We start from the raw sequence: 25,185 nt of genomic DNA on the forward strand, positions 1-25,185 counted from the left end.
TATAGAAGCTCTCTACCGCGTCAGAGTGGTATGGGCATATCAAAAGGGGGAAGATATCGCCTTTCTAGGTGCCGCCTGGCAAGGTTTTAGCCCTGGTACCTGAACAGCAACTGCATTAAGTCCCCACAATAACTCTCGAGGAAGTAAGTGTGCGAACCCTGGGCAATTTCTTATGGTTTATTCTTGGCGGAGTCTTTATGGGCCTTTGCTGGTGGTTTTTTGCACTAATCGCCTTTGTCAGCATTATCGGTATTCCCTGGGGTAGGGCCTGCTTTGTAATGGGCAAGTTCTCATTCTTTCCCTTTGGACGTGAGGCTATTTCACGCAAGGAGCTGACCCTAAACGAAGATATTGGGACCAGTGGACTTGGCTTGATCGGCAATATCATCTGGTTCCTATTTGCCGGAATTTGGCTGGCGATTGGCCATTTGGTACATGCTGTTGCCTGCTTTGTAACCATCATTGGTATCCCTTTCGCCATTCAACACTTAAAGCTTGCAGGCATATCCTTATCACCAATTGGAAAAACGATTGTAGTGACAGAAGTAGCCCAAGCTGCAAGGATGAAAAATGCTGAGACGATAGTTTCAAGAATGAGAGGAAACATCTAGCCATTTAAGAATAAGGCCTTTCTGATAAGTGGTTTCAATGAGACAAGGTGATCAATGAACCTTTAAGCCATTAGTACCAGATAGCTTTATTTAAATAGCAGACAATAAATTTATTAATACTGCATCTCCCTGTGATTCTACAGCGTCTTACCGTGAGTGACATAACAACCGTCACTCATTTTAATGAACACAGGGAGTATAACAATGAGAAAACTTACCTTAATTTTAGCTGGTACATTTGCTTTAGCTGCCAACTCTATTGGCTACGCCACTGAAAAACCCGTAATACCAGAACAGGACACACCAGCAGCCCAAGTAATGCTATTTGGTGTTTTTCATTTTCATAATCCTGGATTGGATTCAGTAAAGTCAGAGGTAATCAACGTACTTACTCCCAATAACCAGCGCTATTTGGAGCAACTTACTAGCAAGCTTGCAGATGAGGGGCCCACCCACGTATTAATTGAATGCCCGCCGACATATCAAAAAACAATAAATCGCAAGTTCAATTCTTATAAAAATGGCAACCATGACCTCAGCGTAAATGAGAATCAGCAACTGGGATTTCGTATAGCGGAAAAAGCGGGACTGGACAAGGTACTTTGTTATGACGAAAGAAATGTTCATTGGAAAGGTGCTGAACTAAGAGATTATATGACCAAAGAAACACCGGAGAGAAAAAGAACTCATGACAAACTTATAGAGAAGATCGGCAAGGATACATCTCTCAGGCACAGCACTTTATCTTTAGGTCAATTACTGCAATTCCATAATAGCTCAAAGGAAGATCTAGATAATATGAATCTCTATATTATGGAAAATGATATAGGTGCAGGTAAAGGTTTTATTGGGGCCGATGCAGCAGCAAGCTGGTGGCACCGTAATTTCCGGATGTACGCTAATATACAGGCCAAAGCCCAGCCAGGAACTAAAGTAATTGCTATCGGTGGCTCAGGTCATACTGCTATCCTAAAGACCCTTCTAGAGGTTGATAAAAGTCGCCGGGCGTGGGATATCAATAATTACCTCTAGAATTCCTACCCGGCTTATTTATCACTAACAATTGAGAGTAATACTCATTCCAATCCATACCCTTGGATATCACACTACTTATAGTGCGATATCCAAGCTTAGCAAAAAATAAACACACAAGAAATTTTAACTTTAGCTTTCCCTCCCTAACTACGTGTAAGATAGTTTATTTTCAGCTCAGGAATTACCATACAAAAACAAGATTACATCCACCTTAATAATCATACCTATGATTTTGCTATCAATATTTCTATCTAGCTTTTGGAATAAATTCTTTCTCTAGAGCACTCCGATCCCACCCTCCAGTGCTCGCTGCAGCTTCATAGGTACTCTGCAGAAAAGCCAATAATGTTTCATCTGGTGCAGTAGACTTCCTCACCTCATCATAAGGAAGGATAAATTCAGACAGCTCCTTTGAATAAAACGCAGAATCCGGACTAACCTCTTGACCCGAAAATTTATCAGATGCAGGATACGTATAAGAATAAAATGCAGCATCTTTATAACCTCCTCCGCCGGGCCAAAACCCAGCACTACTGACTTCATGAGAATATGCCTCTTGAGCAGCCCAGTCAGGGAAATTTGGAACGCTTCCAGGATGCAGAGGTGCCTCTCTGCCAGAGAAACGTGTAACCGCTAAATCAAAACTTCCCCAGAAAAAATGTACAGGACTGCATTTCCCTATAAAACGGGAACGAAACTCTTTAAAAACTCTATCTATTTGCACTAGCGCCTGCCAAAAACGGGTTGCAAACCTTGAGTCATAATGACAATGATTCCTATCCTCTTCAAAGGGGATACCATTGGCAATCTCACTAGGTGTGGTATAGATTTCAACTGAAAGACCAAGATCCCTCATTACATTTATAACCGCCATATAGAAATCGGCAACGCACATTGGCGTTAACGGTATGATACGCCTGCCACCATCACTGACCAATATTGAAAGTTGATGCTCAAGAAGATCAAATTCAATAGAAAAATCTCTTCCATCATAGGGGATCAGAGAGGTATTCAATCCCCTTGCTGATATATAAAAAGGCACATGCCAGGAGTGATTTGTCCAAGGTGTCTGAACCAAGCGAATCTTACCAATGATCTGTGTCCACAGATGTAATGTGGCCACTGTGTCTGACCAATCTTGAAAGTGAAGTTCAGGCCAATCTGAATTCTTAGAACGATTTGAAGGCATCTTCATATTTCACTCCGATCACTCACAACAAATAAAATAAAAGACTACTGCCTCAGCAAAAAATAAGCAGCATTCGGAAAAATCCACAACAGTAACATTATCGACACCAAATGATTCTCTACATGCCAACATAACTTATAAATACATTATTAGTGTCACCAAGCAAATTCCCACGCCTTTGACTTGCAAACTACACTCTTCAGTCGAGAAACTAATAAGTTAATCGCGTTACCCCAAACATACCAACTCTAAACAACTGAATACCTGTCACGCATGAGCCGCAAAAGCCATACTGTTCTATTAGTCCCCGGGATTTTTGACCGGGGTACCTCTCTGTTAAAAATGCAACGTATACTTTCTGAAGCAGGCTATAACACACATTACATTCACTTGCGTTACAACTCAGGTTGGCACGGTATGGAGCATTTATCCGCTCAATTAATGGCAAAGATGGAGAATATACTTAAGGGAGAGGAGACTTGTACGTTGATAGGATTTAGCATGGGGGGAATTGTCGCGCGCTATTACCTACAAGCCATGAGCGGTATTGATAAGGTGCATAAATTTATCTCTATTGCCTCTCCACACCATGGTAGCTATTGGGCAAATTTTCTGCCATATAAAGGAGGGAAACAGCTACGCGTGGGTAGTGACTTCTTAAAATCTTTAAACAAGTCAATACACCTCTTGGAACAAACCCAACCTGTCTCAATTTGGACTAAATACGACATCACCATAATGCCACACAGCAGTGCCCAGCTGGGAATTGGTGTATCTTATGAGGTTCCGGTTATCTTACACAGATTAATGCCAATGAGTACTAAAGTTATTTCATTGATGAAAAATGAAGTCATAACAGGTATGGAGTAAATATATTTTATGAATAGCCTCATTAAGAAATTCTAAATGCTTAATATGCCTAGCCTACTTTCACAGGCAATTAACTATGAGTAATTCAGATAAAGAGACCGCCAAGCCAGAAAGTGCCATCCAGAATTATTACCGTAAATTCGAAAGCTTTATTGCACTACTTCTCACCTTTATCATTATTGTAATTGTTATTATCGCCATTAGTCGTCTTGCCTATTCTGTATACTCCATGCTATTGATCGGCATGAAAGATCCTCTTGATCACAAAGTATTCCAGACTATTTTCGGTGAGATTATTACCTTACTGATTGCACTGGAGTTCAGCCACACCCTGCAATATGTGGTAACCAAGCAGCAGAGTATTATTCAAACTACCGTTGTAGTCTTAATTGCTATACTGGCACTTGCGCGTAAGTTTATAATTCTGGATCTGGATAAAGTCAGTGCGGGAGAATTAATCGGGCTGGCAGCTGCGACTCTAGCACTAGGATTAACCTACCTAATACTGAAAAACAAAAGAAGTAATTACTAATTTTTACAGTATATTAGTCACTTTAAATTGGGCGAAGTGCTGATTCACCATTCGCCCAATTAAGACTGGATTTATATACTAGTTATCATTCTCACGTAATGCATGATGTAACCGCACCGGCTTTGTTTTGCGCTCTTTCTTACTACGTAGGCGCAAATTAAGCATCTCCACCGCCATCGAGAATGCCATGGCAAAATAGATATACCCCTTGGGTACATGCACATCAAAACCTTCTACCACCAGGGTAAGTCCAACCATAATCAAAAACGCCAGCGCGAGAATTTTAACCGTGGGATGACGATCGACGAAGTCACCTATTGGTTTGGCTGCTACTAGCATAACCAATACTGCTAGGACAATGGCGACAGCCATAATGGAGATTTCATCTACCAGACCTACGGCAGTAATCACAGAATCGAGTGAAAATACGATGTCGAGAATGGCAATTTGCAGGAGCACCATGCCAAAACCGGCGGTCCCCAGTGAGGCCGAATCAGTCTCAGCACCCTCCAAACTGTTGTGTATTTCATGTGTGGCTTTAGCGATCAGGAACAAGCCGCCTCCCACTAAAATAATATCGCGACCAGATATCTCCATTGAAAAAATACTAAACAGTGGCTCTACCAGCCCCATAATCCAGACGATGGAAAACAATAATGCTAGGCGCATTACCATAGCAAGGGTCAGGCCAATAAAACGAGCCGGTTCCCGCTGATGGGGCGGAAGGCGCCCAACGAGAATAGAAATAAAAATAATATTATCGATACCCAGAACTATTTCCAGCGCTGCCAATGTAGCCAGAGCAACCCAGGCTTCCGGGCTGGCTATCCACTCGAACATAAAAATTCCTTATCTATTAATTATTCTGAAATGCTCTTCCCGTAACTAGGGGAGGCCAATATGGCACAGTCAGCGCCAAACTTTATCTTTTGTAGTCACCTGACTTCTCTACTAACTCAGTGTTCAGAAGAGAGTGTCAGGAAGTAGGCCATATTAAGCTACTCTATTCGCCTTGACGCAACCAGATCATGGCCTTATCTTCAGAATCAAATACTTTATACTCACCGCTGATAAACCAGCTCCCCACTTTACTAGCTATTTTCATCCAGCGCTTATCAGAGATTACCGCAATCCGATTAAACTCACGGCCATGAGATAACCCTAACTTTAAATCGTCCCAAGCAGCGCGCGGCTCCCAACCCTGTAACTCCTTGGCATCCATTAGACAATCAATCTTGGGGTTTTCTACACCGGCAATAGCGGAGTTGAGCATGGGTACCATGGTCTGGTAATCCTCATGCGTCAGTTTTCCGCGAGCTCGCAGAGTCAAAAAGAAGTGATTGCCTTGTTGCTCCAAACCGATAGAAACACCGTGAGGTTGATCACTCATAGGTCACCCTTAACTGACGTTTTCTACACAGGATAAGTTAGCTTTCAATACACACTCTAAAGAAACACTTAGAAGTCGTTGCGCCAAAAATTAATGCTTTATTTTTATCAGGCTAAGAACATTACTTCTGCTTGAAGGAATACAATTTGGACACATGAAAATAGCTATTCTTCACAGGCTACCGGCCGTGATTTTCCGCATTGCCAACAATAGTCAAAGGCCGCCCCGTTCTCTTCACCACAGCTGGGGCAGGTCCAGCCTCTCTGTTCAGCTTCGGCATCCTGTAATAGCTGACAGGCCCGCTCATAATCTCGGTCTCGCTCCAACCAAAGTTCCGCCCAAGCTTGGTTCGGGGCCAGCTCTCCAGATGCACCCTGGGCAAATTCATTTTTCAGTTTGACCGCTATACCGGCAACTTCCAGGCGACTTTTAACCAGCTCCACCAAGAGGCGGTTTTCATGGGTATAAATGAGTTTCATGAGGTAAGAGGCCCTGTTCCAGAACCCCCAGAATACTCACAACCAGTAGATGAACCCGATAGATAAGCTCTATTCCTCTGTTGCAGCTGTGCAATCTACATGTCGACAATATTCTTCATGGGGTACCGTGATGATTTCCAGAACACTTTCTACGGTATTCAGTGCTGCCCGGCTATTAATAAGTACCCGCCCGGAACGACTGGCAATATATTCCAACACAGCCCTCCCCCTAGTACTTTTATAAACCGCCAAAAGTTGCCCCTTTTCCACCGCATCCCCATGCCGGACAAATACTTCCATCCAATTGCCAATCAAACTGTGGACCTGTGTGGTGCGCATTGCCTGGGCATATATTCGCTCCACACTGACTAGCCCCGCAATCTCTCCAAACCTGGGGGCCTCCGCTGCCCGTAGAGGTGTTATTCCGCTGACAGCCAGGATAACGACAAACAGGCAGATTTTTCTCAAGCCAATTCTCCTCAAGCTGGTTTTTCCACAGACTCCAGCCCAGTTTATGGGCCATGTCGCCGAAGGCATTTTTAAAAGGCGATAACTTAGGTATAGCTGACTAAATAATTCACGCCAGATTGAATAGCTAGGTGACAGGAAAATAAAAGGGGTGATAAATAAACTAGCGAGGCAAAGAAAGGGCCACTATTCGTGGCCCTTTTGTAAATTTATGCTACTAAGATGCAGGAAGAGTGAATCTAGCTGAGATCTATCCAGGTGGATTTTAATTCACAGTACTTATCCAAGGCGTGCAGGGACTTATCCCGGCCGTTACCCGACTGTTTAAAGCCACCAAATGGGACAGTGATATCTCCGCCAAAGTAGTTATTGATCCACACAGAGCCCGCATAGATATCGCGGGCCATACGATGGGCGCGTCCCAAATTATTGGTCCAGATACCTGCCGCCAGCCCGTAGATGGAATCATTGGCTATGGCGAGCGCCTCCTCCTCTGTTTCAAATTCGATCACCGACAGTACCGGGCCGAAAATCTCTTCGCGGGCGATGGTCATTTCGCCAGTCACATTGCGAAATACGGTCGGCTCGTAATAGTAGCCACCGGCCACCTCATCCACCGGCTGACCACCACATACCAGCTGCGCGCCCTGCTCCAGGCCCTTGGCCACATAGAATTCAACCGTATCGAACTGACTGCGATCGATCAGCGCACCCATTGCGGTATTGGGATCTTGTGGGTGGCCGGGCTTAAAGCGCTCAGCAGCCTTGCTTACCTTTTGAATAAACTCATCGGCGATGCTCTTTTCTACCAGCAGGCGTGAACCCGCAGTACAAGTTTCCCCCTGGTTATAGAAAATGGCCAATGCTGCTGCATCGGCGGCCTTATCCAAGTCGGCATCAGCAAAGACAATATTCGGGCTCTTTCCACCCAACTCCAGGAAAGTACGCTTCAAGTTTGACTGACCGGAATACTCGGTGAGGGTCTTGCCCACTTCGGTGGAACCGGTGAAGGTGAGGCAGTCGATATCCATATGCAGGCCCAGCGCCTTACCCAAGCTACTACCTGGTCCCGGCAATACATTCAGTACGCCATCGGGCAGACCTGCTTTCTTGGCCAAACCAGCCAATTTAATCGCTGTCAGCGGGGTATTGGAGGCCGGCTTTAGAATCACACTATTGCCAGTGGCCAACGCCGGCCCCAACTTCCAAGCGGTGGTGGACAATGGGAAATTCCAGGGCACGATTGCCGCCACCACCCCCAGCGGCATGCGGGTTACCAGACCAAGCTCACCCGGGCCTGTAGGAGCAACTTCATCGTAGATCTTGTCGATGGCCTCACCACTCCAACGAATAGTGGTGGCTGCCCCGGGAACATCCACGGCCATGGTATCGCCAATGGGCTTACCCGCATCCAGGCTCTCCAACAGGGCAATTTCCACTAAGTGTTCTTCGATCAGTTCGGCAAATCGCACCAGGATTTTTTTGCGCTGCATCGGCGGCATTTTCGACCAGACACCGGACTCAAAAGTCTCGCGTGCTACATTGACTGCCAGATCGGCATCCTGTGGGCCGCAGCTGGCGATCTGCGCCAATTCTTCACCATTGGCGGGGTTATAGGTGGCACGAGTTTCCCCAGATAGAGCATCTACATACTCGCCATTGATAAAGGCTCGGCCTTCAATCTTGAGTGAGGCCGCCAGAGCCTGCCACTCCTGCAGGTTTTGCGGGATGTTATTTTCTTCTTTCATGGCACACCTCGTCTGAGACTGTTAGTTTTTTCAGGTTATATCGAAAATGTGATCACAAATCAAAGGGGTTGCTGGCATCCGGCTTATTGTGGCTTGGCAAGTACATTAAGGGGCCCCAAAAGGCAGGCCCCTAAGTAGAATTACACGACCTCAGTCTCCACCTGTAACCAATCATCCTGTAACTGCATCATCAGCTTGTCGCCGTGATGCAGCTCACCGACGCCCGCTGGGGTGCCAGTCAACACCACGTCGCCGGGTTCAAGAGTAAAGTAACTGCTGATATAGGCCACCAAATCGAGTATCGGGGTGAGCATATGCTCAGTTTTACCACACTGGCGTTGCTCCCCGTTTAGCCACAGCGAATAACTAAGCTTGTCCCAATCCGGCAACCAGTCCAATTTGACGAAAGAAGAAAGGGGGCAGGAATTATCAAAGCCCTTGGCCTTTTCCCAGGGGTACCCGGCTTGCTTAAGTTGTGCCTGTAAATCACGCAGGGTGAGATCCAGCGAGAGACCCAGACCAGCAATTGCCGGGGGAACTTCTGTCGCATTGGCATCGGTCAATTTCTTACCGATCAGCAGTGCCAACTCACCCTCGAAGTGACAGCTGCCACGTCCCGTGGGCAGGTGAATAGGTTTGGCCATGTCTACTGCCGCAGTAGCCGGTTTGATAAACAGCAACGGCTCCTCAGGTACCGGATTATTCAACTCGGCGGCGTGGTCGGCATAGTTGCGCCCCACACAGATAATCTTGCCTAGCTTGTAAGGAACTTCACTGCCACAGGTAAATTGGTGTTGGTACATAAATAAATAAGATAGTTAGGATAGGAATTTCGAATAAAGCGATATAACCAGCATGTGCTATGATCGCGCCTTCGCCTGACTTCGGCACCTCTTAGAAGTGGCAAAGCACTTTTTACATCGCGTTACCCGCACTCAGTGAAGAGATAGTTTATGGCTCCGCACAATTCCGATCAAAGAAAGTCCCTGCAAAAAGACAAGATTCGCATCCTGCTGCTGGAAGGTGTACACCAGTCGGCTATTGATCTGTTGGCCTCCCGTGGCTACACCAACGTAGAGTTTCTAAAAACTTCCCTGCCCGAAGATCGGTTGATCGAGAAGATCACGGATGCCCATTTTATCGGTATTCGCTCCCGCACCCAGCTGACCCGCAAGGTGCTAGAAAATGCCCCGAAACTGGTTGCCGTTGGCTGTTTCTGTATCGGAACCAACCAAGTGGACCTGCAAGCGGCCACTGAGCTCGGTGTTGCCGTATTTAACGCGCCTTATTCCAATACCCGCAGCGTGGCGGAGCTGATTATCGCCGAGACCATCTTCATGCTGCGCGGTATCCCAGAGAAAAATGCCGTGTGCCATCGCGGTGGCTGGCTCAAATCCGCAGTGGGCTCCTTCGAAGCCCGCGGTAAAACCCTGGGGATTATCGGTTACGGTGCTATTGGCTCGCAGGTATCAGTCATGGCTGAGGCCATCGGTATGCGGGTGAAATTTTATGATGTCATCACCAAGCTACCGTTGGGCAACGCCAGCCAGGTAGGCTCCTTGCAGGAGTTACTGCGCGAGTCCGATGTCGTTTCCCTGCATGTACCCGAGCTGCCCTCTACCAAAATGATGATGGGTGCCGAAGAAATCGCACAAATGAAGCCCGGCGCCATATTGCTAAACGCCTCCCGTGGCACCGTGGTGAATATTGAAGCCCTGGCAGAAGCCCTCAATAGTAAGCACCTGGCCGGTGCCGCTATCGATGTATTCCCGGTAGAGCCACGCGGCAATGACGATGAATTTCTCTCCCCACTGCGCGGCATCGACAACGCCCTGCTGACTCCCCACGTGGGCGGCTCCACCATGGAAGCCCAGGAAAATATCGGCACCGAGGTGGCGGAAAAACTGGCGCACTACTCCGATAACGGTACCACCACCAGCTCTGTGAATTTCCCCGAGGTGGCACTGCCAGGACACGCCGGTACCCATCGCCTGCTGCATATCCACAAAAATGTCCCCGGTGTATTGAGTGCCATTAACCAGGTGTTCTCAGATAATGCCATCAACATCTCTGCCCAATACCTGCAGACTAACGAGACAGTGGGTTATGTGGTGATTGATGTGGATGCGGCTTACTCGGACCTAGCGCTGGAAAAACTGAAGAATATCCCCGGCACCCTGCGCTGCCGCGTGTTGTTCTAGCTCCCTAGAAAGCCCTCTATGGACGGGTGTGCAACTCCTCTGCCACCCGTCTTTCTGCGCCCTCAGCTGATCGATAAAAGGATTGATCCACCATGGCGCTCACTTCTACAATAGCAGCTCCTATTCTGTTGGTTCAGTCCCACACGCACCCTCTCGCGTGACCGGGCCCAAGCCAACATCGCATTTTCCATAGCAGGTGTTCCCTTGCGCAACAACGATACCGCCACTACCGGCTTTCTCGCCGGCGTTGCCGCCTTCCTTATTTGGGGGCTGGCCCCAATTTACTTTAATCAGCTACAAGGCATTCCCGCAGCTGAGATCCTCGCCCACCGCAGTATCTGGTCCTTCGCGCTGGCGCTGCTGATTATGTTACTGCTGGGCAAATTGCCCGATCTTATCCGCACTCTGCGCGACCACAAGAAAATGCGGGTGTTGGCCCTTACTACCGCACTGATTGGCGGTAACTGGCTGGTATTTATTTGGGCTATTAACAATGGCCATCTGCTGGAAAGTAGTCTCGGCTACTACATCAACCCATTAATCAATATTGTCCTGGGGGTTTTATTCCTAGGAGAAAAATTGCGGCGCCTACAATGGTTGGCGGTGGCGCTTGCCGCCATGGGTATTGTCCACGAACTCTGGCAGTTCGGCCGTGTGCCGGTCATCGCCCTATTCCTGGCTGGGTCTTTCGCCCTCTATGGGCTTGCGCGCAAACGTGCGCCGGTGGAAAGCCTTACCGGGCTGGCCATAGAGACTCTGTATATGTTGCCGGTAGCCTTGATCTACCTGCTTTGGAGCGCCAGCCCCACCAGTAACTTATTGAACAACGGCTGGGAACTAAACAGTCTGTTGGTATTGGCCGGCCCCGTCACCCTAGTGCCACTGCTGTTATTCACAATTGCTGCGCGCAGGCTGAACTTATCCACGGTGGGATTCCTGCAGTACATCGGGCCCTCACTAATGCTGGTGGTCGCCACCCAAATGCTTGGTGAGCCATTTAGCGAGGGCAAACTCACTACCTTTATGTTTGTATGGATGGGTCTAGCGCTCTACTCAATGGATGCCCTGGCACAAAGACGCAAACTCCATTTGCAGGGCAAGGCCTCACTTTAAGGATAAGCTTCGCCAGCCCAGTGTGTGAAAATGGCGGCTACGGATAAGGATTAAGTACCGCCATGCACCAACCCCCTCGACTTTCAATCGATAAGTTGCCGCTTCCCGGCCGGCAGCAGTTACTTACGGTGCTAATCGCCATACTGGCTTGGACCCTGCTCCTAGGACTTTACTGGAAAGGTACTTATCCAGAACTGCTGGTGCGCACCAGCAGTTCCGCACTGGCCGCGCTGCTGTCTTACAGACTGTTGGAACATTGGCCCCAAAAGTTACCGCAATCATTACCGCGCTGGGCCCTTCAAGTTGTTGGGGTAGCTCTATCCATACCCTTGGCCTTACTGACCGTCTACATGGGCACAGCAGAAGAAGGTGGACCCTCATTTTGGCAAAACCACGACCAGCACCTGGGCTTTCTTGCCATTATGGTAACCGGTGTATTGTTTGCCCCCTGGATCGCCATGTCCGCCCTATTGCGCCAGCGAGATGAAATAGTACGCGAGCAGGCCAGACAATTTGAACGTGCGCGGGGCGCACTGGAGCGGCAGGCACTGGATAGTCGCTTGCGATTGTTACAGTCCCAGGTAACGCCACACTTCCTTTTTAATACGCTCGCCAATGTGCGCGAGTTGGTGGATTCCGCCTCTCCACAGGCACCAGCACTACTGGACAGCCTGATCACCTATCTGCGTGCAACCATTCCACAGTTGGATTCAAGCCAGAGCACTCTTGGCCAAGAACTGTCCCTGGTCAAAGCTTACCTGTCCCTGATGAAAATGCGCATGCCCGATCGCCTGCATTTTTCTATCAATGCCGATGAAGAGGTTCACTCACTACCCTGCCCTTCTTTGGCCTTATTGACCCTTGTTGAAAATGCCGTTCGCCATGGCATAGATCCCAGCGAAAGCGGCGGTGAAATAAAAATACGTGTACTCCTACATAAAGGTATGTGCAGGGTAAAAGTTCAAGATACCGGGGTGGGCATGCAAGGTAAAACCAGCGGAATGGGGACAGGACTTTCAACATTGCGAGAACGTTTACGCCTTACTTTTGGGGAAACGGCTTCGCTGGAATTATCGGCCCTACAACCTCGGGGAATGCTCGCAGAAATCCACTACCCTATCGCCAGGAAACAACACCTATGACACTGTGCACTGCTACCGCCCTGGTCGCCGATGATGAGCCCCTACTGCGTCAAGCCCTTATTCGCAAACTTGCCGCCCAATGGCCCGAATTGGAAGTTGTGGCGGAGGCGCGCAATGGCCGAGAAGCCATAGAGTTATTTGAGCTCCACCAGCCGGATATTTGCTTTCTCGATATCCAAATGCCGGGTATTTCCGGCGTTGAGGCAGCACAGGAAATTGGCCGCCGCGCCCATTTGGTCTTTATTACCGCCTACGATCAATATGCCGTGAAGGCCTTCCAGCAAGAAGCCCTGGATTATCTGGTTAAGCCTGTGGAAAACGACCGACTAGCCAACACCGTGTCTCGTCTACAAGAACGCCTGCAAATGACAAGCTCAGTAAAAAACAGCCTTCAGTCGTTGGAACAAATTACCGAGCAGTTTCAAAAGACGCAACCAAGCAATTATTTGCGCTGGATTAAAGCCTCTATTGGAAACACCCTGCGTTTAATCGCGGTAGAGGATATCCACTATTTACGTTCCGATGAAAAATATACGCTAATAGCCTGGAGTGAATCACATGGGAAGACATCTGAAGCACTGATTAAAACACCTCTAAAAGACCTTTCTGCCCAGCTGGACCCACAACATTTCGTACAAGTACATCGCTCAGTAGTCGTTAACTTTAAAGCCATTCAACATGTCATCCGAGACGGAGATACAGCTCAAATACATTTAAAATATTGCCAGGAAGTTTTGCCTGTCAGCAGACGCTATATGCACTTATTTAAGCAAATGTAACCAAAGCAAAGACTGGTTTTATACCTCGGTAATTAAAAGAACTTAAAAAGATAAGATCTGAAGTCTAGGGATGAACAAAATGGAAGTTTTATAGATCCGGGCTTACTCTTGGTTTATCTCCAAGATCAACGATTAGCAAAAAAATGCTGAAAGTTTTCGCCAAACTTTTCCTGGCCATTCTACTCTTCTCAATTCTGTCTTCTCATTCGACAGCCAAACAACCTGAATCCCTTCGTCACTATCCTCCCTATGTGGAAGACGATGGCAAGATGCATATTTACTTCTGTGGCACCGGAACCCCGGACCCGGCCTATCAATGGCTGCGCCATCCTGCCTGTGTAGCAATACGCAGTAGTGGAAAATTATTTCTAGTTGATGCGGGTGAAGGTACGACAGCGCGTATCGGCCAGCTGGATCTTAACTTGGCTCAAGTGGACCCTATATTTATTACTCACTGGCACTCCGATCATTTTGGGGGGCTGGCAATGGTGATTAATGAATCCTGGTTTGTAGGCGCCAGCAAACCGATCAACGTTTATGGGCCCTATGGTATTTTCAACATTATGGAGGGGATCAGGAAGAGTTTTGGACCCGATATTCTCTTTAGATCAGCAAATAGACAAGGGATACTCGATCCCGTTTTAGCTGTTGCCACTCCACACCTAATAAATATTGCCGGTGATCAATCGGAAGTTATTCAGGAAGTCTGGCACCATGGAAACACTACGGTTTCTGTCTTTGCCGTACATCATGAACCCGTATTTCCAGCATTTGGCTATGAGATACGTTTCGGTCCTTGTAAAGTCATTATCACCGGAGATACCCATGTATTCGATGGCCTGGAAAATATTGAACGTGACGCGGATTTATTAATTTCTGAAGCCCTCAGCTATGCTCAATACATTAGTAAACTCAAGCAAACGGGGAACAATCGCAGGGCACGACTTCGCTATGAAAAATCGGATCAAATCATTCATTATCACTCTAACACCCTGGATATTGCCAAAATGGCAACTAAAGCTGGAGTAAAATCTGTAGCTTTGACTCATCTTATTCCACCCCCGGTAACGGAAGCCGATAAAAAGGAATTTATTGCCGGCATGAGCAACTATTACACGGGCCCTATCAGAGTAATGGATGACTTAGATAAAATAACACTGGCAGATAGTGGACGCGGACAATGTAGGGTGGAGTATCCATCAGACAGCAAGAACAATAAAGCAAGTAAAAAACCCACAAATAAGCAAGACATACAACATAAGCAATCAACAGAAAATAGCGGCTCTAAACTCTAACCTGAAAATCATATGGAAACTCCTTATGAAGTCTCTTCAAACTATGATTCTTGTATCTGCTTGCCTAACACTTCCCTTAAGTGCTAAGGGAGAGGCAGATATTGGTGGTGTAACGTTCGAAAAATTAGTGGCTTCAAGCAAAGACTGGGAGGGGCATAAACTCCCTGAAATGAAACCGGGTCAACAAGAGCTAACTATTGTTCGCGTAAAAATCCCCCCAGGAAAGCAAATGCCAGTACACAAACATCCTGTTTTAAACGGTGTGTATATTGAGAAAGGCACGTTGACTATTGTTCTTCCTGGACAAAAAGAAACACTAACTCTCGGAGAGGGAAAAGCTTTTATTGAGGTCACCAATAAATGGCATTATGGTCGCAACGATGGTAGTGAACCAGTAACTATCATTCTTTTCTACTCTGGCCCTGAAGGGGAACCAACAACCATTTTCAAAAATCCAGAAGAAAAAATAAATTAAGGCAACATAAAAAATAAAATTTAATGGCTACTCACATTAGCCTGTCTCGTTAGCGCACCAAGAATCGCCAGCACACTTAAGGCTGGCGATTCTATCAAGTCAGAAACTTTACCCCACCCGATGTAAGGCACAAATTTTATTTCCTGCAGGATCACGCAAATAGGCAATATACAATTTGCCAGCTACACCCTCACGTATTCCAGGAGGATCTTCACAAGCAACCCCGCCATTAGCAAGACCTGCTTGATGCCAAGCATCAGCTTCTTCAGTACTCTTTGCACTAAAACCTATAGTACCGCCATTGGCATGAGAAGCTACTTCCCCATCAATAGGCTTGGAAATAGCAAAGACACCGGTTTTAGTGAAGTAAAAGCAGCGACCTTTTTCATCAATAACACCTGGCTCATACCCCAGAGCACCTAAAACAGCATCATAAAATGCTTTAGACCGCTGAACATCATTAGCACCAACCATGATATGACTAAACATTACACCCTCCTGTTCAATAGTAAATGACAAGACAACCTGTAAGGTTATCTAGGTAGTAATAACTGAGTTCCTCTTACTCCACGTCTTCTCCAGTATGACTATCATCTACCCCGACTAAAAATTGGTCAACACTTTATCGCTGCATACTGCCATTCAACGCTCTCATTCAGCATTCCGTCAATCTCCAGATAGCAACACTAATAGCCTAAACATAAACTCTCGAACAAAAGGAGGCATAGAGGATAAATATTAATCAACTATCAGAAGATGAAGTTTAGATTAAATGCAAGAGGGGAAAAGTCGATATCAGCTGTTATAGGCAACATGAAATCATATAGGGCAAGCGAAGACGAAGAATATGTGGGCTAATCTGAAAACACAATGTTAATGGCACCATCTAATAATATCCTTATTGCATGATAATGCTCTATGTATAGGACTCAAATAACGTTTTTTAGGAAAACAAAATGACTCAAATAAAGTATGCCAAGAATTGAAACCAACTCAAGTAAAGAAGCAGTCGTACATAAAGTCTAGAGGACATCATGAGTAACAAAAAAGAAACACGAAAAACCACAGTCAGTTTATCTGAACCTTATGTAAATGTGAAAATTAAAATATCTGCTTTGTGGGCATCAGTATTATTTTGTTATATATATGGAGATTTCTTTGGACTGTTCAAGATAGGAAAAATTGAGAGAATTATAGAGGGATTTGGCCCATTCGGTGCAGTTACTCAAGGTTCACTGCTTTCAGTGGCGATAATAGTATCAATACCATGCATTATGGTTGCACTAACCTTAATGCTAAAGCCGAAGATTTGCCAATGGCTTAATATAATTGTTGCCACAATATTTATTATATTCTTGGGTGCCACAATGCTCATGTCATCATGGTACTTCTATTTTTATCTAGGCTTTATTGAAATCACTCTTAAGTTAGTAATTATTTGGCTGGCTTGGCAGTGGCCTAAAGAAGAAACATGATAATAAGCAGAATAATCAATAAGAACGCAAGATAGAAAATATAGTTCCACCTCAAACTTTTCATACCTTGATTTCAACATGCTTGACCTGGACCAAAAATATCGATCCAGGTCAAGTAGGCAGAACCTTCATACAACCGCCATCAACAAGCACTTTAACTATCTCCAATATAGTTGTTTTTCTCAAAAATAGGGTATCTCTTCAACCTTATATTTCACTTCAGATATTATAGGCCTTACTAAATTTTTTAGTGCAACTCCAAAAAAATTACTTTCTAAAAATTAACAACCCATTCAATTTTTTCAGAATTAAAATACACCTACAACGGGCCTTTCTGTTTAAGCCACAAGATCCCAACAACAATCCATCATAATTTTTCAGCCATGGAATAGTGTCCGTAGACTGCTGGCATTCCACAGGATTGTAAATACTTATGATTTTTCCTTAGGAGCTGAAATAAAGTACGTATTACTTGAGAAAGAAATTCGCCTCTCTCGACACTCCCCCCCCTCAATCATTTTCTTACCCTTGTTCACCTCCCTAATTACCGGAGAAATCCTTTGGTAAGAATCTCCCTCTCTCTTTGAAAAACATGAGACATGTGATGAAAGGCTCAATCAATAGAATTACCGAGCCCAATAAAGCCTCTCAATGTAATAATATGAGAAAATCAGTGGAAAATTAGCATAGATAAAATTGGGGAATGAGAGGCTTTTTAGCCTATCTATTTAACCAGTCATCCATAGCAGCCAGTATCTGATGCCTATAGGGCTGGGTTTCATTGATCATTTGGTGGCGGGCACCGCGAATTAATACTCGGTGGCAATGCGGAAAACGATCGCGAATTGCGCGCATATCATAGCGCCAATCCACCGTGCCATCACCGGTGCCCTGTACCACCAAGATCTTGCGTGGATTGCGTGCGCTTTTGGGGAAAGTCTTGATCCAATCCACCATGGCGCCGAGCCAACACATGGAAATTACCCTGGATTGCAGGGGGTCGCGCAGGGCCTGGCGCCGGGAGAATTCGGCATCGTGGGTATTAATCGTGAACTCTCGACTGGGTTCACTAATAAACAAGCGTCCAAGATAGTACTTCCATTTCACCAGAAGCCAATTGGCCGGGCGCACCAGAGGAGCCAACAGAAAAACCTTATCTAGTGGCTGTTTACGACTGTATTGCAAGTGCGCTAATAAGGCGGCACCACCAGTACTTTGCCCTAGGGCGTGCCAAGGCTTGGGTAGTTTCCCTTCGGCAACCGATAAAAGACGATCAAATACCTGGCGGTATTGCAGGAAAGTCTGAATAGCCACCCGCTCGCCGCTGGAGAGGCCGTGACCAGGAAAATCGAAAATCACCACATTGAGATTGCGCTCGAGGCCAAAACGAATCGCTGGTCCATAAATACCGGTGTGATCGAAATAACCATGGCAGATAAACAAGGTACCGCGTGGTTTTTCAACCAGCCAATATTGGGACACCAGCTCAAAGCCCGCCGCAGTAAAAGTGCCGACACCAGTTTTATAGGAGAGAGGAAAATGTAAGTCGTAAAAATTTCGGTAGTCTTGCATCTCAGTCAGCAACGGTGCCGTATCATTGGCAAAGTCCAGCTGCGGCAGCTTTTGCCGCAATGCCGAGTAGTCCGGGCGCTGAATTACCGGGCTACTTTCGTAGGTGTTGATGTCTTGCAAGGTTTCCATTGAACCAATGGTACTGCATTTTCACTGGGTGGGAAGAGACAGGCTGAGTGAATGGTGACTTAAATATGAAAAAGGCGGACACAATGCCCGCCTTTCTTCACTGCAAAATAAGTAAGCGCTTACTTGATTTGCGGTTCCAAATCGCCAGCGGCATAACGCTCACTCATGGCATCGAGGCTGAGCGGACGAATCTTGCTGGCCTGACCGGCGGTACCGAAGGCTTCGTAACGCGCAACACAAATTTCCTTCATAGCTTGCATAGCAGCCTTGTAGAATTTGCGTGGATCAAATTCTGACGGGTTCTCGGCCAGGAAACGACGGGTGGCGCCGGTGGAGGCGAGACGCAGGTCAGTATCAATATTGACCTTACGTACACCGTGCTTGATGCCTTCGCAAATCTGCTCTACCGGCACGCCGTAAGTTTCGGGGATTTCACCACCGAACTCATTGATTACCGCCAGCCACTCCTGAGGCACAGAGGAAGAACCATGCATCACCAAGTGGGTGCCTGGGATACGCGCGTGGATTTCCTTGATACGGTCAATAGCAAGGATGTCACCAGTAGGCGGGCGGGTAAATTTATAGGCACCGTGGCTGGTACCACAGGCGATTGCCAGGGCATCCACCTTAGTTTTTTGTACAAAGTCCGCAGCCTCTTCCGGGTCGGTCAGCAGCTGATCATGGGATAGCTTGCCCTCAGCACCAACACCGTCCTCTTCACCGGCCATACCGGTTTCCAGGGAACCCAGGCAACCCAGTTCACCCTCAACAGAAACACCACAGGCGTGCGCCATATCTACTGCGCGCTGAGTAACATCAACGTTGTATTCGTAGGAAGCCGGGGTTTTGCCGTCCTCACGCAGGGAGCCGTCCATCATCACGGAGCTGAAACCCAGTTGGATAGAACGCTGGCACACTGCCGGACTGGTGCCGTGGTCCTGGTGCATTACCACTGGAATTTCAGGGAATTCCTCAATGGCGGCCAGGATCAGATGACGCAGGAAGGGCGCACCGGCGTATTTACGCGCACCGGCGGAGGCCTGCACGATTACTGGAGAGTCGGTTTCCTTTGCCGCCTCCATAATCGCGCGCATCTGTTCCAAATTGTTTACGTTGAAGGCCGGTACGCCGTAACCATGCTCGGCAGCGTGGTCCAGCAATTGGCGTAGGCTGATAAGAGCCATATTAAATTCCTTTCTCGTCTACTCGTCGTATTTGTAATTTTTTGCTTTTATTGCCTTCCACATTTAAGAGGAGGGCATTATTGGGTACTCAGCCTTCGCCGCGGGACTCCAGGATGGCTACCGCGGGCAGCTTCTTGCCTTCAACATATTCCAAGAAGGCACCACCGCCCGTGGAAATATAAGATACCTTATCGGCAATACCATATTTATCCACAGCCGCAAGGGTGTCGCCGCCGCCGGCAATAGAAAAGGCATCACTATCGGCAATGGCCTTAGACAGATGTTCAGTGCCAGCGCCAAACTGATCGAATTCGAATACGCCTACAGGACCATTCCAGATAATGGTTTTCGCGCCCTTAAGAATCTCCGCCAGCATTGCAGAAGATTGTGGACCAATATCAAAAATCATATCGTCTTCAGCCACGGCATCGGCGGCCTTGGTTTCCGCTACAGCTGCTTCGCTGAATTCCTTACCGGTCACAACATCAACGGGCACAGGAATATCGCACTTCTGCATCAAACTCTTAGCGGTATCCACCAAGTCGTGCTCACAGAGAGACTTGCCCACCGGCTTGCCGCTAGCGGCAAGGAAAGTATTGGCGATACCACCACCCACAATCAGCTGGTCTACTTTATCCGCCAGACTCTCCAATACGGTGAGCTTGGTAGACACTTTAGAACCACCCACTATCGCTACCAATGGGCGGGCTGGCTCGGCCAGTGCCTTCTCCAGAGCATCAAGTTCGGCTGCCAGTAATGGACCGGCGCAAGCGACTGGAGCAAACTTGGCCACACCGTGTGTGGAAGCCTGAGCGCGGTGCGCAGTGCCAAAGGCATCCATTACAAAAATATCGCAGAGTGACGCGTAAGCTTTAGCCAGCTCTTCGCTGTCTTTTTTCTCGCCGGCATTGAAACGCACGTTCTCCAGCAACGCCACATCGCCCTCAGCCAGCTCGACGCCATCGCGCCACTCTTTGATCAGGGCCACTTCGCGACCGAGTAGTTCACTTAAATGCGCAGCTACCGGAGCCAGGGAGAATTCATCCGCATACTCCCCCTCTGTAGGACGGCCCAAGTGGGACATCAGCAGTACTTTGGCACCAGCATCAATGGCGGCCTGGATAGTGGGAAGCGCCGCGCGAATACGGGCGTCAGAAGTTACCCGACCATCTTTCACCGGTACATTCAAGTCCTCGCGAATTAGTAGGCGCTTACCCGCAAGCTCCAGATCTGTCATCAATTTGACCGCCATTCGCCAATCCTCTTTTACTTCGATTAACTGAAAATGTGGGCGCGGAGTATATCAACTGCGCCGCACCACTGCCGACAGTTAAACAAGGAAAAACATGGCAGTTTTAATGTCAGAGCCAGAAAAGATCGAAATTCACTCTAAGCCTGTTTGGCAAAAGCACCTGTAGGCACCTAATGCCAAACTTATAGCCGCGCTCATATAAACTCCTAACTCCATACGCGAGCTAGGTATTTGGCAGAGAAGCTGCACGAAAGACTCAACTAGAACCTATGGCTTGAGAGATCCAGCCTCACCCTTACGACTCGTGTTCTCCTTCCTCTCTGCTCTGTAACCCATTGATGCAAAAGTTCTTTTCGCTGAAAAGCCACACCGCTAGAATCGCCGACCCCATCGAATAAGCACTACTACACAAGACCCGGCGTATACCACGGTAGCGGCGGGGCACATATGGAGATTTCTTACCTATGGAACAATCCGACAGCGATATAGTCTTTCAAAGTTACGGACGCTGCTGCAACAATGAGGAATTCTTTAAGGACTTTTACGATCGCTTTATGGGCAGCTCCGCGGATATTCGCAATCTGTTTGCCAATACAGATATGAAGGCCCAGCGGCATTTGTTGCGTAACGGCATTATGCAATTAGTGCTTTACTCCCGTGGTATGTCTGACACCAAACTGCGCGCCCTGGGTAAAAGCCACGACCGCACTGGCTATAATATTCGCCCAGAATGGTACCGCCTGTGGCTGGATGCCCTGATAGCCACCCTACGCCAACATGACAGTGCGTTCTCCCCTGAGATCGAAGCGGCATGGAACCGTGCCATCACACCAGGAATCGATATCATTCGCCAAGCCTACTAAGTCATTAGGCTTTTTATTGGGAGCCACCTACGCGTAAAGCAGCGTATTTGCCAGGTGCTCCCTCGCCCGCTATAAGAACTCAGTAATAAAGCTCAATTCATCGTGCATCAATATAGGTCTACAGCAGACCCACTAACTCTTTAGATCGTATTGCACAGGTAACTCCTCCATGAACTAGTGTCGTATTCATGGAGAAAGCAGCAAATAATTAGCCAATCTGTTTTCAGAAAAAATTTTATAATAAGAAACTCATAAGAGACTCAGCGTTAATTGCCTGCCACTCAAAAGCGCCCCCAATACCGATTATTAGGATTATTCGACAAGGAAATACTATGAAAATTGTACGAAAGTACAGTGTACCCCTGACACTGATTCTGGCTATATCTGCCTGCGGAAAAGCACCAGAAAATAATAATCACGAACAAAACTCTCTCAGCTCAGCATTAACCTCCACAGCAAGTGCCACAGCTCCGCTTTCCATCAATTTCGAGAAATTTACCCTGCCGAATGGCCTGCGCGTTATCGTTCATGAAGATCGCAAAGCTCCCATTGTTTCCGTGGGAGTCTGGTATCACGTTGGTTCCAAGGATGAAAAACCTGGACGCACAGGTTTTGCCCATTTATTTGAGCACTTAATGTTCAGCGGCTCAGAAAATTACAACGATGAGTATTTCAAACCTTTTGAGCAGGCCGGTGCCACAGGAATGAACGGCACTACCTGGCTAGACCGTACCAATTACTTTGAAACTGTACCGACCAACGCACTGGACATGGCCCTTTGGATGGAATCCGATCGAATGGGCCACTTACTGGGAGTGATTACCCAGGAAAAGCTCGATGAGCAACGCGGGGTGGTACAGAATGAAAAGCGCCAAGGGCAAAACCAACCCTACGGCAAAGTTTGGGAGCGTATGCAAAAAGCGATCTTTCCCGCCAATCATCCCTACTCCTGGACCACCATCGGCTCGATGGAAGACCTCAATGCCGCAACCCTTGAGGATGTGCATGAATGGTTCAAACAATACTATGGTGCAGCTAATACCGTATTGGTCCTAGCTGGCGATATCGACGTGGAAACGGCCAAGGCTAAAGTGAGCCACTACTTTGGCGATATCCCCGCCGGCCCTCCCCTAATAAAGAAAAAGGCCTGGATTGCAAAACGGGATCAATCCAGCCGCGAGCAAATGTTCGACCGCGTAGCCCAGCCCCGCCTGTATAAAGTCTGGAATACCCCCAACCTCACCCACGAAGACGCCAATGCTATTGCTCTGGCCGCAGCAGTGCTCGGTGACGGCAAGAATTCACGCCTGTATAAGCGTCTGGTTTACAAGGACCAAATCGCCACCAATATCAGCGTGGGCCTGCATGAATTCGAACTCTCCTCCATCTTCCCTATTACCGCAGACGTCAAGCCCGGTGTAGCGCCTGCTAAGGTGGAGGCCGCCATTGAGGAAGAGCTGGAGAAATTCCTTGCCGAAGGGCCAACCGAGGAGGAGCTGGCCAGGGTAAATATGAGCGAATACGCCTCAATGGTGCGCAGCCTCGAGCAAGTCGGAGGCTGGAGCGGTAAAGGGGTACTCCTTGCCCGTGGCGAGCTCTATAAAAACAGCCCCAATGCCTATCTGGATGCACTGAGTGAGAAACAAAAAATCACCCCACAAAAGGTTCGTGAAGCTGCACAGAAATGGTTGTCCAGTGGTGATTACAATCTTGAGGTTCTGCCCTTCCCCGAATACAAAGCAACCAAAAGCGGGGCTGACCGCAGCAAACTACCTGAGACGGGCAATTTCCCCAGTGTACCCTTCCCCAAGCTACAAACAGCCGAGCTTTCTAACGGACTTAAAGTAGTCCTGGCTGAACGAAACTCTATACCTGTCGTGGATCTACGCCTGCAGTTTGATGCCGGATATGCCGCAGATCAAGGCAACAAATTGGGCACATCCAGCTATGCGATGTCCATGCTGAAAGAGGGCACCAGCAAACTGGATGCACTGCAGATCAGTGCGAGAGAGGAAATACTGGGTGCACATATTGGCGCAGGAGCCGACATCGACACTTCTACCGTGCGCCTCAATGCCTTGAAAACCAACTTAGATGACTCCCTAGCGCTATTCGCCGACATTGTTATGCACCCGGCTTTCTCAGAAGAGGAAATTGAACGTAAACGGTCGCGCTGGATCGCTGCTATTCAACAAGAAAAAACTCGTCCAGTACAAATGGCGTTACGCAGCTTACCGCCATTACTTTATGGAGAGGGCCATGCCTACGGCGTACCATTTACCGGTTCCGGTACAGAGACTTCTATAGAGTCATTAAATCGTGATGACTTGGTGGACTACCATAAAACTTGGCTGCGTCCAGACAATGCCACCCTAGTTGCTGTTGGTGATATCACCCTCGAGGTATTAACACAGAAACTGGAACAGCATTTTGCCGATTGGAGCGCACCAGAAAGTCCCCTGCCCCAGAAAAACCTTACACGAGTAGCACATCCTCAAAAAGCCAGTGTCTATCTAATTAACAAACCTGACGCAGAACAAAGTATTATTATTGGCGGCTTGCTGGCGCCCTCCGAAAAGATTGCTGAGCGCGATGCGATGCATATGATGAATGATATTTTTGGCGGCACATTCACCGCTCGCCTAAATATGAACCTGCGCGAAGATAAGCATTGGGCTTATGGGGCTTATTCCTTTTTAACGGGAGCGAAAGGCCAGCAGCCATTAATGATCTATGCACCGGTACAAACAGATAAAACCAGAGAATCCCTGCTAGAACTGCAGACTGAGTTGCGCAGTTATATCAGCAACAAACCAGCTCAGGAAGAGGAGTTGCAAAAAGTAAAAAATAAAAGTGTCAATGAGTTACCAGGTAGCTTTGAAACCATTAAAGCTGTTTCCAGTGCAGTTTCGAGCATAATCACTTATGACCGCCCTCTGGATTATATGGATAGCTATGCAGAAAAAATCCGCAATGTAAACCTTCAGGCAATACACAAATTGGCCCAGGACACTATTAAGCCAGATCAGTTTATCTGGGTGATTGTTGGTGATAAAAGCAAAATAGAAAACGGTATTCTTGAACTTAACATTGGTCAGATTATTGAACTCGACACCAATGGCAATCCGATAGAAAAAACAACCCTGAACTAGCCCCCTAATACTGACCAGGCACACAAAAGTGTGCCTGGCTTCTAATTCACACACCTTTAAAACTAAATTTAAATACTTAAGTATTATTTTTTATTTTTATACCCGCCGTAAAGAAACGTTTTCAAGTGAAAACCTTTCAATGAAAAAAACGCCAATTTTTAACCAGCTATTAAAAATATATTTTTTTAAATAAAAAGCACGTTTTTGATTCCTCAAAAACTAAAAGGTTGT

The 25,185-nt window shown here is 47.2% G+C and carries 24 protein-coding genes; 13 read left to right on the forward strand and 11 right to left on the reverse strand.

The genetic code is table 11. The features are described from left to right. Positions 1–149 precede the first annotated feature (149 nt). Positions 150–611 carry a YccF domain-containing protein gene (locus ACJJI0_RS13715; RefSeq protein ID WP_444883026.1) on the forward strand — a complete coding sequence of 154 codons (462 nt, stop codon included), beginning with the start codon at positions 150–152 and terminating at the stop codon, positions 609–611. Positions 612–815: 204 nt separating this feature from the next. Continuing rightward, positions 816–1,643 (forward strand): DUF5694 domain-containing protein, encoded by an 828-nt coding sequence (locus tag ACJJI0_RS13720; protein WP_444883027.1) that lies wholly within the window; start codon positions 816–818, stop codon positions 1,641–1,643. Positions 1,644–1,893: 250 nt separating this feature from the next. Here the strand turns inward: ACJJI0_RS13720 and ACJJI0_RS13725 are convergent, their stop codons facing one another. Then, positions 1,894–2,841 (reverse strand): DUF5996 family protein, encoded by a 948-nt coding sequence (locus ACJJI0_RS13725; protein WP_444883028.1) that lies wholly within the window; start codon positions 2,839–2,841, stop codon positions 1,894–1,896. A 267-nt stretch (positions 2,842–3,108) separates the two neighbouring features. Here ACJJI0_RS13725 and ACJJI0_RS13730 point away from each other — a divergent pair, with 267 nt between their 5' ends. Together ACJJI0_RS13730 and ACJJI0_RS13735 are read left to right on the forward strand one after the other, a co-directional pair. Continuing rightward, a complete protein-coding gene (locus ACJJI0_RS13730) occupies positions 3,109–3,705 on the forward strand; it encodes an esterase/lipase family protein (protein WP_252083637.1) in 597 nt (198 codons plus the stop codon). Positions 3,706–3,781: 76 nt separating this feature from the next. After that, positions 3,782–4,237 (forward strand): phosphate-starvation-inducible PsiE family protein, encoded by a 456-nt coding sequence (locus tag ACJJI0_RS13735; protein WP_444883029.1) that lies wholly within the window; start codon positions 3,782–3,784, stop codon positions 4,235–4,237. Positions 4,238–4,315: 78 nt separating this feature from the next. Here ACJJI0_RS13735 and ACJJI0_RS13740 read toward each other — a convergent pair whose 3' ends face one another. The 6 genes from ACJJI0_RS13740 to ACJJI0_RS13765 form a co-directional block, all read right to left on the reverse strand. Continuing rightward, positions 4,316–5,077: a TerC family protein gene (locus ACJJI0_RS13740; protein ID WP_444883030.1), complete on the reverse strand. Its 762-nt coding sequence runs from the start codon at positions 5,075–5,077 to the stop codon at positions 4,316–4,318. A gap of 163 nt (positions 5,078–5,240) precedes the next feature. Continuing rightward, positions 5,241–5,627 (reverse strand): SpoIIAA family protein, encoded by a 387-nt coding sequence (locus ACJJI0_RS13745; protein ID WP_444883031.1) that lies wholly within the window; start codon positions 5,625–5,627, stop codon positions 5,241–5,243. Between the two features lie 164 nt (positions 5,628–5,791). Beyond that, entirely contained in the window at positions 5,792–6,106 is a 315-nt protein-coding gene (locus tag ACJJI0_RS13750) for a putative signal transducing protein (protein WP_252083641.1), read from the reverse strand. Positions 6,107–6,175: 69 nt separating this feature from the next. After that, positions 6,176–6,574: a biotin/lipoyl attachment domain-containing protein gene (locus ACJJI0_RS13755; protein WP_252083642.1), complete on the reverse strand. Its 399-nt coding sequence runs from the start codon at positions 6,572–6,574 to the stop codon at positions 6,176–6,178. 239 nt (positions 6,575–6,813) lie between these two features. Beyond that, positions 6,814–8,322, reverse strand: a complete 1,509-nt coding sequence (locus ACJJI0_RS13760; protein WP_444883032.1) for an aldehyde dehydrogenase — start codon at positions 8,320–8,322, stop codon at positions 6,814–6,816. Positions 8,323–8,462: 140 nt separating this feature from the next. Continuing rightward, a complete protein-coding gene (locus tag ACJJI0_RS13765; protein WP_444883033.1) occupies positions 8,463–9,125 on the reverse strand; it encodes a fumarylacetoacetate hydrolase family protein in 663 nt (220 codons plus the stop codon). 150 nt (positions 9,126–9,275) lie between these two features. Here ACJJI0_RS13765 and serA point away from each other — a divergent pair, with 150 nt between their 5' ends. The 6 genes from serA to ACJJI0_RS13795 all read left to right on the forward strand — a co-directional run bounded on the left by serA (position 9,276) and on the right by ACJJI0_RS13795 (position 15,327). Further along, a complete protein-coding gene (serA, locus tag ACJJI0_RS13770; protein ID WP_252083645.1) occupies positions 9,276–10,523 on the forward strand; it encodes a phosphoglycerate dehydrogenase in 1,248 nt (415 codons plus the stop codon). A gap of 204 nt (positions 10,524–10,727) precedes the next feature. Then, positions 10,728–11,636, forward strand: a complete 909-nt coding sequence (rarD, locus tag ACJJI0_RS13775; protein WP_444883034.1) for an EamA family transporter RarD — start codon at positions 10,728–10,730, stop codon at positions 11,634–11,636. A 62-nt stretch (positions 11,637–11,698) separates the two neighbouring features. After that, positions 11,699–12,778 carry a sensor histidine kinase gene (locus ACJJI0_RS13780; protein ID WP_444883035.1) on the forward strand — a complete coding sequence of 360 codons (1,080 nt, stop codon included), beginning with the start codon at positions 11,699–11,701 and terminating at the stop codon, positions 12,776–12,778. After that, positions 12,775–13,557 (forward strand): LytR/AlgR family response regulator transcription factor, encoded by a 783-nt coding sequence (locus ACJJI0_RS13785; RefSeq protein ID WP_252083648.1) that lies wholly within the window; start codon positions 12,775–12,777, stop codon positions 13,555–13,557. Before ACJJI0_RS13780 ends, ACJJI0_RS13785 begins: the two co-directional genes overlap by 4 nt. 143 nt (positions 13,558–13,700) lie before the next feature. Then, positions 13,701–14,852 carry an MBL fold metallo-hydrolase gene (locus ACJJI0_RS13790; protein WP_444883036.1) on the forward strand — a complete coding sequence of 384 codons (1,152 nt, stop codon included), beginning with the start codon at positions 13,701–13,703 and terminating at the stop codon, positions 14,850–14,852. A gap of 25 nt (positions 14,853–14,877) precedes the next feature. After that, entirely contained in the window at positions 14,878–15,327 is a 450-nt protein-coding gene (locus ACJJI0_RS13795; protein WP_252083650.1) for a cupin domain-containing protein, read from the forward strand. A gap of 108 nt (positions 15,328–15,435) precedes the next feature. On the opposite strand, the gene ACJJI0_RS13800 is transcribed toward ACJJI0_RS13795, so the two are convergent. Further along, positions 15,436–15,816 (reverse strand): VOC family protein, encoded by a 381-nt coding sequence (locus ACJJI0_RS13800; RefSeq protein WP_252083651.1) that lies wholly within the window; start codon positions 15,814–15,816, stop codon positions 15,436–15,438. 545 nt (positions 15,817–16,361) lie between these two features. On the opposite strand from ACJJI0_RS13800, the gene ACJJI0_RS13805 reads away from it, so the two are divergent. Continuing rightward, entirely contained in the window at positions 16,362–16,802 is a 441-nt protein-coding gene (locus ACJJI0_RS13805; RefSeq protein ID WP_252083652.1) for a DUF6326 family protein, read from the forward strand. A 720-nt stretch (positions 16,803–17,522) separates the two neighbouring features. Here ACJJI0_RS13805 and ACJJI0_RS13810 read toward each other — a convergent pair. From ACJJI0_RS13810 to ACJJI0_RS13820, 3 genes are all read right to left on the reverse strand, one after another. After that, on the reverse strand, positions 17,523–18,503 hold the full coding sequence (locus ACJJI0_RS13810) for an alpha/beta hydrolase (RefSeq protein WP_252083653.1): 981 nt from the start codon (positions 18,501–18,503) through the stop codon (positions 17,523–17,525). Positions 18,504–18,622: 119 nt separating this feature from the next. Beyond that, positions 18,623–19,687 (reverse strand): class II fructose-bisphosphate aldolase, encoded by a 1,065-nt coding sequence (fba, locus tag ACJJI0_RS13815; protein WP_252083654.1) that lies wholly within the window; start codon positions 19,685–19,687, stop codon positions 18,623–18,625. A gap of 88 nt (positions 19,688–19,775) precedes the next feature. Beyond that, entirely contained in the window at positions 19,776–20,939 is a 1,164-nt protein-coding gene (locus tag ACJJI0_RS13820) for a phosphoglycerate kinase (protein WP_444883037.1), read from the reverse strand. A gap of 464 nt (positions 20,940–21,403) precedes the next feature. Here ACJJI0_RS13820 and ACJJI0_RS13825 point away from each other — a divergent pair, with 464 nt between their 5' ends. Continuing rightward, positions 21,404–21,802: a globin gene (locus ACJJI0_RS13825; RefSeq protein WP_252083656.1), complete on the forward strand. Its 399-nt coding sequence runs from the start codon at positions 21,404–21,406 to the stop codon at positions 21,800–21,802. 332 nt (positions 21,803–22,134) lie between these two features. After that, on the forward strand, positions 22,135–24,954 hold the full coding sequence (locus ACJJI0_RS13830) for a M16 family metallopeptidase (protein WP_444883038.1): 2,820 nt from the start codon (positions 22,135–22,137) through the stop codon (positions 24,952–24,954). The last annotated feature ends 231 nt before the right edge of the window (positions 24,955–25,185 follow it).

The organism is Microbulbifer mixtoriginis (SeqCode) (assembly GCF_052466695.1).